Annotated in this window: 16 protein-coding genes; 15 read left to right on the top strand and 1 reads right to left on the bottom strand. The window is 73.2% G+C overall.

Annotated features, from left to right (window positions below; genetic code table 11):
• The first annotated feature begins 201 nt into the window (after nt 1-201).
• The 15 genes from ABZ945_RS04250 to ABZ945_RS04180 all read left to right on the top strand — a co-directional run bounded on the left by ABZ945_RS04250 (nt 202) and on the right by ABZ945_RS04180 (nt 13,175).
• Nucleotides 202-1,134: a hypothetical protein gene (locus tag ABZ945_RS04250; RefSeq protein WP_361263564.1), complete on the top strand. Its 933-nt coding sequence runs from the start codon at nt 202-204 to the stop codon at nt 1,132-1,134.
• A 67-nt stretch (nt 1,135-1,201) separates the two neighbouring features.
• The gene (gene cpaB, locus ABZ945_RS04245) at nt 1,202-1,924 is read left to right on the top strand and encodes a Flp pilus assembly protein CpaB (RefSeq protein WP_361263561.1); all 723 of its coding nucleotides are present in this window, start codon (nt 1,202-1,204) and stop codon (nt 1,922-1,924) included.
• A 7-nt stretch (nt 1,925-1,931) separates the two neighbouring features.
• Nucleotides 1,932-3,182 carry an AAA family ATPase gene (locus ABZ945_RS04240; RefSeq protein WP_361263558.1) on the top strand — a complete coding sequence of 417 codons (1,251 nt, stop codon included), beginning with the start codon at nt 1,932-1,934 and terminating at the stop codon, nt 3,180-3,182.
• A 209-nt stretch (nt 3,183-3,391) separates the two neighbouring features.
• Nucleotides 3,392-3,721 carry a pilus assembly protein gene (locus ABZ945_RS04235; protein WP_361263555.1) on the top strand — a complete coding sequence of 110 codons (330 nt, stop codon included), beginning with the start codon at nt 3,392-3,394 and terminating at the stop codon, nt 3,719-3,721.
• Nucleotides 3,718-4,101 (top strand): TadE/TadG family type IV pilus assembly protein, encoded by a 384-nt coding sequence (locus ABZ945_RS04230; protein ID WP_361263552.1) that lies wholly within the window; start codon nt 3,718-3,720, stop codon nt 4,099-4,101. Before ABZ945_RS04235 ends, ABZ945_RS04230 begins: the two co-directional genes overlap by 4 nt.
• Nucleotides 4,102-4,228: 127 nt before the next feature.
• On the top strand, nt 4,229-5,587 hold the full coding sequence (locus tag ABZ945_RS04225; RefSeq protein ID WP_361263549.1) for a CpaF family protein: 1,359 nt from the start codon (nt 4,229-4,231) through the stop codon (nt 5,585-5,587).
• Between the two features lie 55 nt (nt 5,588-5,642).
• Entirely contained in the window at nt 5,643-6,578 is a 936-nt protein-coding gene (locus ABZ945_RS04220; protein ID WP_361263546.1) for a type II secretion system F family protein, read from the top strand.
• Nucleotides 6,579-6,606: 28 nt separating this feature from the next.
• On the top strand, nt 6,607-7,494 hold the full coding sequence (locus tag ABZ945_RS04215; RefSeq protein ID WP_361263543.1) for a DUF5936 domain-containing protein: 888 nt from the start codon (nt 6,607-6,609) through the stop codon (nt 7,492-7,494).
• A 47-nt stretch (nt 7,495-7,541) separates the two neighbouring features.
• On the top strand, nt 7,542-8,834 hold the full coding sequence (locus ABZ945_RS04210; protein ID WP_361263540.1) for a histidine kinase: 1,293 nt from the start codon (nt 7,542-7,544) through the stop codon (nt 8,832-8,834).
• Nucleotides 8,827-9,582: a response regulator transcription factor gene (locus tag ABZ945_RS04205; RefSeq protein ID WP_361263537.1), complete on the top strand. Its 756-nt coding sequence runs from the start codon at nt 8,827-8,829 to the stop codon at nt 9,580-9,582. Before ABZ945_RS04210 ends, ABZ945_RS04205 begins: the two co-directional genes overlap by 8 nt.
• A 152-nt stretch (nt 9,583-9,734) precedes the next feature.
• Nucleotides 9,735-9,968, top strand: coding sequence for a hypothetical protein (locus ABZ945_RS04200; RefSeq protein WP_361263534.1), 234 nt, complete (start codon nt 9,735-9,737; stop codon nt 9,966-9,968).
• Entirely contained in the window at nt 9,965-10,543 is a 579-nt protein-coding gene (locus ABZ945_RS04195) for a pilus assembly protein TadG-related protein (RefSeq protein ID WP_361263531.1), read from the top strand. Before ABZ945_RS04200 ends, ABZ945_RS04195 begins: the two co-directional genes overlap by 4 nt.
• Nucleotides 10,544-10,573: 30 nt before the next feature.
• On the top strand, nt 10,574-11,176 hold the full coding sequence (locus ABZ945_RS04190) for a hypothetical protein (protein ID WP_361263528.1): 603 nt from the start codon (nt 10,574-10,576) through the stop codon (nt 11,174-11,176).
• On the top strand, nt 11,173-11,844 hold the full coding sequence (locus ABZ945_RS04185; protein WP_361263525.1) for an OmpA family protein: 672 nt from the start codon (nt 11,173-11,175) through the stop codon (nt 11,842-11,844). Before ABZ945_RS04190 ends, ABZ945_RS04185 begins: the two co-directional genes overlap by 4 nt.
• Nucleotides 11,845-12,005: 161 nt before the next feature.
• Nucleotides 12,006-13,175: a hypothetical protein gene (locus ABZ945_RS04180; RefSeq protein WP_361263522.1), complete on the top strand. Its 1,170-nt coding sequence runs from the start codon at nt 12,006-12,008 to the stop codon at nt 13,173-13,175.
• Here ABZ945_RS04180 and ABZ945_RS04175 read toward each other — a convergent pair.
• Nucleotides 13,147-13,551, bottom strand: coding sequence for a DUF192 domain-containing protein (locus tag ABZ945_RS04175; protein ID WP_361263519.1), 405 nt, complete (start codon nt 13,549-13,551; stop codon nt 13,147-13,149). The genes ABZ945_RS04180 and ABZ945_RS04175 overlap by 29 nt on opposite strands.
• Between the last annotated feature and the right edge of the window lie 33 nt (nt 13,552-13,584).

Raw genomic sequence — 13,584 nt, 5'->3', positions numbered from 1 at the left:
CAGCCGGCGATCGAAAGCTGTTCTCCGGCCACGGAGACGTGGTTAGAGTGCATGACGTGTATGACCCGCAGTGAGCAGGAAGAAGCAGGGAGAGACAGGCCGCCATGGCCCGCCACAGGCCGCAACAGGCCCAGAGCCCGGGTGCAGTTGTCTGCGGGGCCACCGGCATGCCGGTGGACCGGAGCTGAACGGGGAACCACCGTGCCGACCGCCATCGCCGTCACCAGCGCCGATCTGGTGCTGCCGCCGACCGACCACCAGACGCCGACCGCCGCCCTGTTCCCGCCGCCGGACGCCCAGCCGCTGGACGCCGCGGTGGCCGACGCACAGGTGCTGGTCGAGCAGCACGGCCATCTCCTGGTGCTCTACCCGTCCTCCCTGCTGGCCGCCCACGAGCGCCGGCTGCACACCGTCCGCTCGCTGCTGGAGAGCGACCGCATCGCCCTGCTGAAGAGCGATCTGCCACCGCTAGGGCTGGCCGTACTGGTGCGCCAGCTGCGCCAGTTGTCGGTCTGCGACGTCAGCCCCGGGGTGCTGGCCTCCGCCGCCCGCTTACTCTCGCACTATGTGTACGCGGGCGCCCTGCTGCACTCGGTGGCCCGGCTGGACCGGCTGCCGGTGGACCTCGGCTCGCACGCCCGCTCCTGGATGCCCGGCGCCCAGTTCGCCGTGCTGGCCAACCCCACGCCGAGGCTGGTGCGGATCGGCGGCGCGGACGCGGAGCTGCCGGGACCGCAGTTCGCCACCTCGCTGCTGGTGGCCCGCGGGCAGTCGACGGCCACCTGGGTCACCGACGCCCTCGCCCCGGCCTGGCGGGTCGGCGAGGTGGCCGAAGCCGGGCCGCCGGAGAGCTCGCCCGGATGGTGGGGGACGCCGAAGCTGGTCGAGTTCGCCGCGTATCTGCCCGATCTGTCGATGCTCTACCGGCTGGTCGCCTCGGTACGCCGGGAGGTCTGCTCCTGGTGCGGGGCGGACCTGATAGGGGACCGCTGCGGCTTCTGCGCGGCCCCGGTACCGGGCGCCGCCGAGGAGGACCCCCGGCGCACCCCGGCCCCCGCCGCCTCCGGGGCCCGGCTGGTGCCCGCGCCCGGGCGGCGGGCGCTCACCCGCGGCGTACGGCAGGGCCCCGGATGACCCCGACGAGCCCGCCCGCCGCCACCCGCCGTGCCGCCGACCCACTCCCTCCGAGGTTGCCCCGCCCATGAACTCACGTCAGCGCCGTGGCGTCGTCCTGCTGGTCCTCTCGGTGGTCTGCGCGCTGGCCGCGTTCGCCGGGGTGGTCTGGGTCGTCAGCGACGTCAACTCCAAGGTGGGGCCGGAGGTCCGCGCGTACCGGGTGAAGGCCGACATCCCGGCGTACACCCCGCTCACCGCCGACCGGTTCGAGCGGATCAGCATGCCCGAGCGCTGGCTCTCCGACAGCGCGGTGACCGATCTGCGCGCGCTGAACGGCAAGATCGCCGTCTCTGACCTCAAGGAGGGCTCGCTGCTCCAGCGGGACATGGCCGCCGACCGCCCCGCCCTGGCATCCGGCCAGCAGGAGATCGCCATCATGATCGACGCCGCCACCGGAGTCGCCGGGAAGATCACCGCCGGCGCCTCGGTGAACATCTTCGCCACCTTCGACGACGAGGGGCGCGGCGACAAGGCGGTGGCCGAGTCCCGGCTGATCGTGGCCGGCGCCCGGGTCATCGACGTCGGCAAGCTCACCCCGATCGACGCCCGCCGGGACGGCAACCGCACCGTCGGGCAGAGCGAGGCCGTCCCCATCACCTTCGCCCTCAGCACCGCCGACGCCCAGCGCGTCGCCTACGCCGAGTCCTTCGCCGAACACGTCCGCCTCGCCCTGCTGCCCAAGGACGGCCCGCCCGCCGTGGCCGCCGGCGAACGCACCTACACCCTCGACGAAGACAAGAACAAGTGAGGGCCGGATGACCACACGCATCCTCCCGGCCGTCGGGGACGCCGACGCCGCCCGCTCCGTCACCACCCTGCTCAGCCAGCTCCCGGACGCCGAACCCGTCGGCCCGGTCGGCGACTCGACCTCCCTCATCGACACCCTCGCCCGGCTCGCCGCCGAGTCCCTGGACGAGCTGCCCGAGGTGGTCCTGGTCCACGAGCGGATCGGCCCCGTCCCGGCCCTGGAGCTGATCCGCGAGGTTGCCCTGCGCTTCCCGGCGGTCGGGGTCGTCCTGGTCACCGGCGACACCAGCCCCGGGCTGTACTCGGCCGCCATGGACTCCGGCGCCCGCGGCCTGGTCGGGCTCCCGCTCTCGTACGAGGAACTGGCCCAGCGCGTCCAGTCGGCGGCCGGCTGGTCCAGCGGGGTACGCCGCCACCTCGGGCACGGCGGGGAGTCACCCACCGGGCCCGGCGGCACCGTCGTCGCCGTCACCGGGGCCAAGGGCGGCGTCGGCACCACCGTCACCGCCGTCCAACTCGCCCTGGCCGCCCGCGCCTCCGGGCACAGCACCGCCCTGGCCGACCTCGACCTCCAGTCCGGCGACGTGGCCTCCTACCTCGACGTGCGGTTCCGCCGCTCGGTGGTGGACCTCGCCACCATCCAGGACATCTCGCCCCGGGTCCTCCAGGACGCCATGTTCGCCCACCCCTCCGGGCTCGCCCTGCTGCTCGCCCCCGCCGACGGCGAGCGCGGCGAGGAGGTCACCGACCGCTCCGTACGGCAGATACTCAGCGCCCTGCGCACCCGCTACGAGGTGGTCGTCGTGGACTGCGGCACCCATATGGACACCGCCAACGCCGCCGCCGTCGAGATGGCCGACACCGCGCTGCTGGTGGTCACCCCCGACGTGGTCGCGGTGCGCGCCGCCAAGCGGATGGTCCGGCTCTGGGACCGGCTCCAGATCCGCAAGGCGGAGGAGACGCTCACCGTGGTCAACCGGCAGGTGCGGTCCACGGAGATCCAGCCGCCGCTGGTGCAGAAGGTCACCGGCACCCGGGTGGCCCGCACCACCGTCCCGGCCCACTTCAAGGAACTCCAGTCGGTGGTGGACGCGGGCCGGATGCACGACCTGGACGCCAAGTCCACGGTGAAGCAGGCACTCTGGGCCCTCGCCGCCGAACTCGGCCTGGTGCGGGCCCCGGACGCCGAGCCCCGCGCCGCCACCCGCTTCCGCGGCGACCGCGGCTCGGTGGGGCTGCGACGGGGGCGGCACCGGTGAGGGCGATGGGGGCGGTACGGGGAGGGGGGCGCCCTTCCCGTGTGGCGCGGGTGCTCCGGGGGGCCGGCGGCCACGCGGCTGGTGTGGCCGAACCCGGCGGCCCGGACGTCCGCCTTCCGCGCCGCGTGCTCCGGGGCGGCCGAGGGCCCGGCCTCCCGCCCGCCCGCCGTCTCCGCCGCGTCCTCCGGGGCGACCGGGGCCAGGTCGCCGTGGAGTTCACCGGAATGGTGCCGATCGTCCTCGGCACCATCGCCCTGCTCTGGCAGACCGCCCTGGTCGGCTACACCTTCGCACTGGCCGGCAACGCCGCCGACGAGGCGGCCCGGGCCGGGGCGGTGTCCGGCGCGGGTGCCTGCCAGGCGGCGGCCGCCCGTACCGTCAACGGCTCCTGGAGCGCCAGCGCCGCCTGCGGCGAGAGCGGCGACCTCTACACCGCCACCGTCACCATGAACATGCCGGTCCTGTTCCCCGGCTTCGACGTCCCGGTGCCGGTCAACGGCACGGCGGCGGTGGCCTCCGAGGAGGTGGACATCCCGTGAGCCGCGAGACCGCGAAACAGTGCCCGGGCCGGGACTCCGGGCAGGCCGCGCTGGAGTTCGCCGGCTGGATCGCCGTACTGCTGATCGCCGCGCTGGCCGCCCTCCAGCTCGGCATCGCCGCGTACGCCATGCAGCAGGCCGGCACCGCGGCCCGGGCGGCTGCCAGGGTGGCCTCCCAGGGCGGCGACGGCCAAGCCGCCGGACAGGCCGCCGTCAGCGGCTGGCTGGACCCCCAGGTGAGCGCCCCCGCCGGCGCCGGCGCCGACCAGGTGACGGCCACCGCCACCGTACCCATCCCGGCCGTCCTGCCGCTGTTCACGCTGCCCAGCGCCGTACGCACCACCACCATGCCCGTCACCGCCCCCGACCCGGACGAGTGACGATGCCCCCCACCGTCCACCGAGCCGCACCGGCCACCATCCACCGGCCGGGACCGCCCCCCGTCCACCGGGCCGCACCGCCCACCACCCACCGACCGGGACCGCCGACCACCCACAGGGAGCGGACATGAGCCTGCGCGCACGTCTTGCCGCGCCGCCCGAGCCCGCCGGCGGGAGCCGGGGCGAGGAGAACCACCTGGTCGGCGTCTACCGGGTCAAGTTGCTGGAGGAGATCGACCTCGCCGAGATGTCCGCGCTCGCCGCGGCCGAACGGCGGGCCCGGCTCGAACGCGTCCTCGGGCACATCATCAGCCGCGAGGGCCCCGTCCTGTCCTCCGCCGAGCGCTCCCAGCTGATCCGCCGGGTGGTGGACGAGGCCCTGGGCCTCGGCATCCTCGAACCGCTCCTCGAAGACGCCTCCATCAGCGAGATCATGGTCAACGGGCCGGAGCAGGTGTATGTGGAGCGGCGCGGGCGGCTGGAGCAGCTGCCGATGCGGTTCTCCTCCACCGAGCAGCTGATGCAGACCATCGAGCGGATCGTCTCCACCGTCAACCGCCGGGTGGACGAGTCCAATCCGATGGTGGACGCCCGGCTGCCGTCCGGGGAGCGGGTCAACGTCATCATCCCGCCGCTCTCCCTCAGCGGGCCGATCCTCACCATCCGCCGCTTCCCGCGCGCCTTCTCGCTCCAGGAGCTGGTCGGTCTCGGCACCCTGGACGAGCACATGGTGATGCTGCTCGCCGGACTGGTCCGGGCCAAGTTCAACGTGATCGTCTCCGGGGCCACCGGCACCGGCAAGACGACCCTGCTCAACTCCCTCTCCGGGCTCATCCCGGAGGGCGAGCGGATCGTCACCATCGAGGACTCCGCCGAACTCCAGCTCCAGCAGTCCCATGTGATCACCCTGGAGGCCCGCCCGCCCAATGTGGAGGGCAAGGGCCGGGTCACCATCCGCGACCTGGTCCGCAACTCGCTGCGTATGCGGCCGGACCGGATCATCGTCGGCGAGGTCCGCGGCGGGGAGACCCTGGACATGCTCCAGGCCATGTCCACCGGCCATGACGGCTCGCTCGCCACCGTGCACGCCAACAGCGCCGAGGACGCGCTGATGCGGTTGCAGACCCTCGGCTCGATGTCGGAGGTGGAGGTGCCGTTCGCCGCGATCAAGGACCAGATCAACAGCGCGGTCGATGTCATCGTCCAGCTCACCCGGCACGCCGACGGCGCCCGCAAGATCACCGAGGTGGCGATCGTGGACTCGCACGGCCGCGAGGACTACCGCATCGCCACCGTCTGCCACTTCGCCGCCGAGCCGATGACCGCCGACGGCCGGGTGCACGGCCGGTTCACCTACCACCCGCTGCCCCGCCGGATCGCCGAACGCCTCTATCTCAAGGGCGAGGTCATCCCCGCGGCCTTCGGCGTCGCCCACACCGACGCCCAACTCGCCCTGCGCCGCCCGCCGCCCCCGTCCCTCCTCTGACCCCATCGCTCGGGAATCTCCGCCTCTGACCGCACCGCTCCGGGAACCCTCCGCCATGAACCTTCCGCTGCTGACCCTCGGCGTCACTGTCCTCGCCTGCCTGCTGGGCGTGGTCGGTGTGCACGTCTACGCGTCCGGCGCCGCCCAGCGCCAGGCCCTGGTCGACCGGATGTCCCAGACCGCCCTGCCCGGACCCGCGGGCCGCCGCCGGCGCTTCACCCGCCTGGACCGCCGGCTGCGCACCACCCGCTACGGGCGCCGCCTCGAACGCCGGATCGCCGCCACCGGACTCGACCTCACCCCCGGCGAGTACACCGCCTACGCGCTCATCGCGCTGCTCGGCGTCTACCTAGCGATGAGCGCCGTGTTCGCCCCGTTCTTCGGTGTGCTGGCCGCCCTCGCGGGCATCTGGGGCGCCACCGCCTTCCTCGCCTGGCAGCGCCGCAAGCGCACCGAGGCGTTCATCAACCAACTCCCCGAGCTGACCCGTGTCCTGGCCAACGCCACCCAGGCCGGACTGGCGCTGCGCACCGCCATCGCCATGGCCGCCGACGAGCTGGACGACCCGGCCGGCGAGGAACTGCGCAAGGTCGCCGACCAACTCGCCCTCGGGCACAGCCTGGACGACGCCCTCGGCGACCTCGCCGACCGGCTGCCCTCCCGCGAACTCATGGTCCTGGTCTCCACCCTGGTGCTCTCCAACCGGGCCGGCGGCCAGGTCGTCTCCTCACTGCGCAACCTCACCACCACCCTGGAGGAGCGCAAGGAGACCCGGCGAGAGGTCACCACCCTGCTCTCCCAGGTCCGGGTCTCCGCCGTGGCGCTGCCGCTGCTGGGCCTGGGCTTTCTGCTGCTGATCAACCGGATGCAGCCCGGCGCCCTGGAGAAGATGACCGGCTCGGCCGCCGGGCAGATCGGCTGCGTCCTCGCCTTCGCCCTCTACGCCCTCGGCTACGCCGTCATCGCCCGCCTCTCCCGCGTCCGCGTCTGACCCGCCTTTTGAGGGAAAGGAGTCCGTCGTGGGACTGCTGCTCGCCGCCGTCGCCGCCCTGTCTGTGTACGGGGCGTTCGCGGGCGTCCGGATGTACCGGGCCGACGCCAAACTCCCCGGAGACCTGGTCCTCGCCCTGGAGGTCGGCGCCACCCGCACCACCGCCGTCGGCTCCGGCGTGGACCGGCTCGGTATGCGCTGGGCGCCGGCCGTGCTCGGGCTGATGGGGCCCAAGCGGGTCGACGCGCTGCGCCGCCGGATCGACATGGCGGGCAACCCCGGCGGGATGACCGTGGACCGCTACGCCGCCCGCCGCGCCGTCTACGGCACCCTCGGCGTCCTGGCCTGCCTGGCGCTCCTCCTCCGCGGCCAGTGGGCCACCGCCGTCATCGTCCTCCTCTACGGCCTCACCTGGACCGACGTGCTGCTCCGGATCGCCATCCGGCGCCGCCGGGACGACATCGAACGCACCCTGCCCGACTTCCTGGACGTCCTCGCCGTCGTGGTCTCCGCCGGACTCGGCTTCCGCCAGGCGCTGGACCGGGTCGCCGACAAGTACGCCGGGCCGTGGGCCGACGAGATCCGCGTCACCCTGCGCCAGATGGACATGGGCGTCAGCCGCCGGGAGGCCTTCGACCAACTGCGCCGGCGCAACTCCTCCGACCAGGTCTCGATGTTCGTCACCGCGCTCCAGCAGGGGGAGGAGCTGGGCGCGCCGATCGTGGACACCCTCATCCAGATCGCCAACGACATGCGCCGCACCGACGCCCAGAACGCCCGCCGCACCGCGGCCAAGGCGGTGCCGAAGACCACACTCGTGGTGACGCTGGTGATGCTCCCCGCCACAATGATCCTGATCGCGCTCAGCTTCTACTACGGCTCCGGTGTCGACTTCACCGAGCTGCTCGGCGGCTGAGCACCGTGTACGGCGGCCCGCCGGCCAAGGACGGAGGTGACCCCCCGATGCTCCCCCTGGGATCCGGGTCGCGCCCCGCCCCTCAGCCCTCTGTGGAGGTTTCCCTCCAGCTGAACGCCCTCCAGGCGCTCTGCCGCCAGGTGTTCGGCTTCCGGCTGGCGATGATCGTGCTGGCCGTCCCGTTCGCCCTGGACGGCGCCGCGCCCGGGCTGGGCCAGTGGCTGGTGGGCGCCGCGGTGCTGGTCACCTTCATGGTGTCCTATGTGGTGCTACGGGACTGGGAGCGGTTCGGCCGGATACTGCTGCGCCACCCGGCGGTGCTCGCCGCCGACGCCCTGTTCGGGGCGCTGCTGCTGGCCACCGCCTCCCCGGAGTCCGTACTCGCCTATGTCACCCTCTGCACCCCGTTCCTGGCCGGGCTCCTCTACGGCTGGCGGGGCGCCGCCTTCTTCGCCGTCCTCCAGTCGCTGCTGCTCCTGCTCGCCTACGGGGTCAACCGCGAGGTCGCCCTCGAACCCTCCTCCCTCCTGTTCCCCGGGCTGTGCGTGATCGCGGGCGCGGGCGGCTCCACCCTGCGCGGTCTCATCCTGGACTTCGGCGCGGCGAGCCAGGCGCTCACCGAGGCCCGGGCCCGGCTGGCCGCCCATGGCGCGGTCGAGGCCGAACGGGCCCGGCTGGCCCGGGAGATGCACGACTCGGTCGCCAAGACCCTGCACGGTCTGGCGCTGGCGGCGGACGGTCTCGCGGCCACCGCCGACCGGGGGGAGCCGCCCGCGCTGCGCCGGCAGGCCGAACTGGTCGCCCGCTCGGCCCGCCGCGCCGCCGCCGAGTCCCGCGAACTCCTGGACGACCTGCGGCGTGAGGCCGGGCTGGACGGGCGGGTCGATCTGGCCGCGGAACTCTCCGCCCGGGCGGCCGACTTCGGCACCCGGCACACCGTCACCGCCGCCTACCGCCCACCGGCCCCACCACTCACCGGCCCGCCCCGGGTGCCCCCGTCCGTCGCCCGCCAGCTGGTCGCCGTCGCCGCCGAGGCCATGGAGAACGCCCACCGCCACGCCCGCCCCAGCTATATCGCCGTCACGGCCGGCGTCGACGGCGGCATCCTCCGGATGAGCGTCTACGACGACGGCACCGGGCTGCCCGCCGGCACCACCCTGGACGGCCTGCGCCGCTCGGGGCACTTCGGGGTGGTCGGCATGGTGGAACGCGCCGCGTCCATCGGCGCCCGTATCCGTATCGGCCGCGGCCAGGCGGCCAAGGGCACCGAGGTGCGCCTCGAACTCCCCGTCCACTCCCTCACCGCCGCTTCTCCCCCCAGGAGGCCGCACCATGTCTGACGACCCCCTCCGGGTGGTGATCGCCGACGACAACCCGGTGGTCCGGGCCGGGCTGACCGCGCTGCTCTCGGCCCATCCCGACTTCGTGGTGGCCGGGCAGGCGGCCGACGGCCGCGAGGCACACGAGGAGGCCCGGCGCCACCGCCCCGACGTCATCCTGCTGGACGTCCGGATGCCCCGCGTCGACGGCCTGACCGCGCTGCCCCACCTCGTCCCGCTGGCCCCGGTCCTGATGACCACCTACAGCGGGGAGATCGACATCGTCCATGAGGCCCTGCGGCTCGGCGCCAGCGGCTACCTCGTACACGGCGAGTTCACCGCGGAGCAACTCCTCGCCGCCGTACGGGACGCCAGCGTGGGCCGCGCCCATCTCACCCCCACCGCCTCCACCGCCCTGCTGACCGCCGTCCGCGCCACCCCCGCCCCCGCCGGCACCCCTTCCTGTGCTTCTGCAACGAATCCCACCTCCACTCCCGGCGAACTCCCCTCCACCGCCCACCACTTCCCCCAAACCCCTTCGCAAGCGCAAGCAGTTGTGGCACATTCATTACTGAGCCAACGGGAGGTGGAGGTGATGGAGTTGATCGCGTCGGGCATGACCAACCAGCAGATCGCCACCACCTGCTTCATCAGCCAGAAGACGGTCAAGAACCACATCAACCGCATCTTCGCCAAGCTGAACGCCGACAACCGCGGCCAGGCCATCGCCCTCTGGCACGCCTTCGGGAAGGCCGCAGCCCATGGCTGACCTCCGCGCCTTCCTCGCTCTCCGCGCCCTCCGTGCTTGGGCCCACCCTTGGGCCCCCGGACCCATGCCCACCCCCCGTCCCCGGCCATACGGTGCTCCCGCCGCCGGCCCGCCCGGCGCCGACGACCGGCACCGACCCGGAGGCGACCACCATGCCGAACCCCATCCTGAGGGCCACCACCCGAGCCCGACTCCACCTGTCCACCTGGGCCGACACCACGACCACCGCCCTGCGCCGCAGGGGGGACCGGGGGCAGGGGGCGGTGGAGTACGTGGGGATCATCATCCTGGTGGGGATCATCATCGCGGCGTTGGTGGGGTCGGGGGTGGGGAACACCATCGCCACGGGTCTGGTCACCAAGGTCAACAAGATCATCAACGGTTGATCGCCCACACCAGGTCGCCGTCCGAGAACGGGCAGGCTTCGCCCCTCTACATCTTCGTGGTGGCGAGCCTGCTCTTTCTCGCGCTCGGCTTCTTCGTGGTGGGCCATGCCGGTGCCGTACGCAACGGAGCCCAGTCGGCCGCTGACGCCGCGGCGCTGGCGGCGGCCCGTCAGTCCCGCGACGACGTCGAGCTCACGGCCGCCAATCTGCGCGATGTCCTCCTCGGCGTCCCGGTCGGAAGCAGGGGTGACGGTTGCGGCGCCGCGCCGGGTTTCGCCGCCCAGAACCAGGCGACCGTCACCGGATGCGCGGCGTTGGCCGATGGCAGATGGGGGAGTTCCGTCGAGGTGCAATCCTCGGAGTCGGTGCGAGGCCTGGTCGTTCCCGCGGCGGAGGGCAAGAAGGCCGTGGCCGGCGCAACGGCCGTGGTCGAGCCCCGCTGCAATTTTGACGGGGACGACGGTGAGGGCCCGCTACCCGAGAAGCTGGAATGCGACGACGGGACTCTCGACCTGGACCCCGCCGACCTTCCGACGATGTCAGACCTATTCGACGTCCGGCTTTCCGAGGGATGACCGGGACAGACTGTGAAGGATGCCCATCTGATGGCTGGTCGGTACCGACTGGTGGCGCGCAAGGTGACCATGAGGACGGCGGTTGCCGTGCTGGCCCTCCTGATGTCCGCGTGCGGGGAGAGCGGTGGCTCCGACGGCGCCCCGGAAGCGCCTCGGCAGACCAACACCGGAAACTCCGTGCCGAGCGGACAGCCGACGCCGGAGAAGCCGGACGACGCCGCACCGCCTGACACCAGCCGGACCCTCGCCTCCATCGAAGGCGCAAACGGGTTCTCCGTGACCCTTCACACGGCGCAAAGGGACGCGGGAGGATTTCTCACCGTCACCGGGACCCTGAAGAACACCACCTCCGAAGACCTGATCGCTCCCATCAACTGGAGTGGCGAGGAGGTGGACGTCAAGAAGACCGGTCCGTCTCTCGCCGGCGCCACCCTCGTCGACAAGACGGAGAAGAAGCGCTACTACGTACTGCGCGACACCGAGGGGTATCCGCTGACCACCACCGGTATCAGCGCCGTCAGACCTGGCGAGAGCGTCAGCATCTTCGCCCAGTTCCCCGCGCCCCCCGCGTCCACCACCCAGGTCGACTTCCAGATGCCCCTCATGCCCCCCGCCACCATCGAGCTCTCATGACCCCCAGACCCGCCCCCCTCCTCGCGGCCCTGCTCCTCGTCACCGCCGTCCAACTCACCGCCGCCCCCACCGCCTCCGCCGACGACCCCGTCACCCCGCCCATCGGGGCCCAGGCCACCGTCACGCCACCACCCGGCGCGGATCCCATGGGACCACCGCCCGGGACGGAGTCGAACGTGGCGCCGCCCGAGGTGGACGGCAACTCGCCCGGGCTCAAGATGCGCGACGGCGCCACCCTCGCCACGGCCAAGGTGCTGCCGCTCATCTCCATCGTGGAGTCCGAGGGCGGCGAGGAGCGCCGCGAGGAGACCAGCACCAACCTCAAGTTCGCCCTCCAGGCCGAGGTGCTCTTCGGCAAGAACAGCGCCAATCTCAACCGCGAGGCCAACGCCCGTATCTCCGCCATCGCGCAGGAGATCAGAACGCAGGGCGCCACCAAGGTCCGCGTCTTCGGCTTCACCGACAACCTGGGCTCGTCCACCTCCGGCGACGTGCTCTCCAAGAAGCGGGCCGACGCCGTGCACGGGGTGCTCGCCCCGCAGCTCGCCTCCGAGCAGGTCTCCTACGAGATCCGGGGCTACGGCGAGCAGTATCCGATCGCCGACAACAGCACCGAGGAAGGCCGCAAGAAGAACCGCCGGGTCGAGGTCTCCTTCCCCCGCGATTGAGCCGCGCCTCGCGACTGAGTCGCCCCCCGGCGACAGCCACGCGGCCGGGGCGAGCAGCCGCCGCGAAGGCGCGAGCAGCCGGCCCCGGCCCCCGGCCCCAAGCCCCCGCCGCCATCGGCGCGATTTCGAACGCCCGCCCGCCCGTGCCCATAATCGACCGCATGCCCCCGCCCACCACCACCGCCCCCTCCGCCCCTGCCACCCCCGTCAGCAGCACCGCCCCCGGCGCCCTCCGCGCCGCCGCCCCCGCGCTGCTCGGTTACGCCGCGGCCCGGGTGGTCGGGCTCGTGGTGCTGGCGGTGGCCTCGGCGGGGACCGGGAAGGACGGGCTGCACCGGCTCAGCGGCCGCTGGGACTCGATCTGGTACGCCAGGATCGCCGAGCACGGGTACGGCTACCAGGCGGTGCTGCCGGACGGCACCGTCCACCCGGACCTGGCCTTCTTCCCCCTGCTGCCGGCCCTGGAGCGCGCCCTCACCACCGTGCTGCCGCTCGACGCAGGCACCGCCGGGCTCGCCGTCGCCTGGACGGCCTCGCTCCTCGCCGCCTGGGGGATCTACGCGGTCGGCGCCGAGGTGGCCGGGCGGCGGGCCGGGGTGCTGCTGGCCGTGCTGTGGGGGGTGTACCCCACCGCGTTCGTCCAGTCCATGGCGTACACCGAGACCCTGTTCACCGCGGCCGCCGCCTGGTCGCTGTACGCGGTGCTGCGCGGCCACTGGATCCGGGCCGGCCTGCTCTGTGCCCTGGCCGGACTGACCCGCCCCTCCGCCGCCGCCCTCATCGCCGCCATCGGCATCACCGCCCTCGTCACCGTCATCCGGGAACGCCGGCTGCCGCCGCGCCTGGCCGTCGGCCTGGCCATCGCACCACTGGGCTGGCTCGGCTATGTCCTCTACGTCGCCGTCCGCGAGGGGAGACCGACCGCCTACTTCGACATCCAGGCGGCCTGGGGCAACAGCATCGACGGCGGCAGGGCACTGGCCCGCTTCGTCTGGGCCAACCTCACCGGCCCCACCCCCCTCGCCGGCATCGGACTGCTCGCCGCGCTCGCCCTGCTCGGCTGGGTGGTCTGGCTCTGCCTCCGCGTGCGCCCGAGGCTCCCGCTCCCGGTCCTGGCGTACACGCTCGGCATCGTCGCCGTCTCACTCGTCGGCGCCGCCTACTTCGGCTCCCGCCCCCGTCTGATCATGCCCGCGTTCCCGCTGCTCCTGCCCGCCGCTCTCGCGCTCGCCCGGCTCCGGGACCGCACCACCGTCCTCGTCATGTCCGGGCTGGCCTTGGCCTCCGCGGCGTACGGGGCCTTCACCCTGCTGGGCCCAGGCCCTCCGTAACAGAGAGCCGCACCCCTGGACCGACCCCCCACCCCGCCAGCGCCCCCGCCTCCGCCTCCAGCACATGCCGGGCCCGCAGCCGGGGCCTCCCCAGCCGCCCGGGCGCCATGGTGACCACGTCCAGCACCCGCAGCCCCCGGTCCAGATAGGCGACGTCGATCGCGAACCCCATCCCGAAGGTGTGCACACTCCCGCACGGGGTGAGCAGCATCGCCGCCCCCTCGATCCCGTCCCGGCCGAGCAGTCCGCGCCGTCTGCTCCGGTACGAGGCGGCGATCACCGTCCGCACCGGGTCCTCCCGCCCCGGGACCGCGAGCAGCCCGGTACCGTCCCGCCACTTCCGCCGCCCACCACCGGTGCCACCGCCGCCAGCCATGAGCGTGACCGTAGCGCGGGTCCGGGCGGCGGG

It is taken from the genome of Streptomyces sp. NPDC046887 (genome assembly GCF_040644755.1).
GTDB lineage: Bacteria > Actinomycetota > Actinomycetes > Streptomycetales > Streptomycetaceae > Streptomyces > Streptomyces lichenis.
This window is presented reverse-complemented; position numbering and strand designations above follow the sequence as displayed.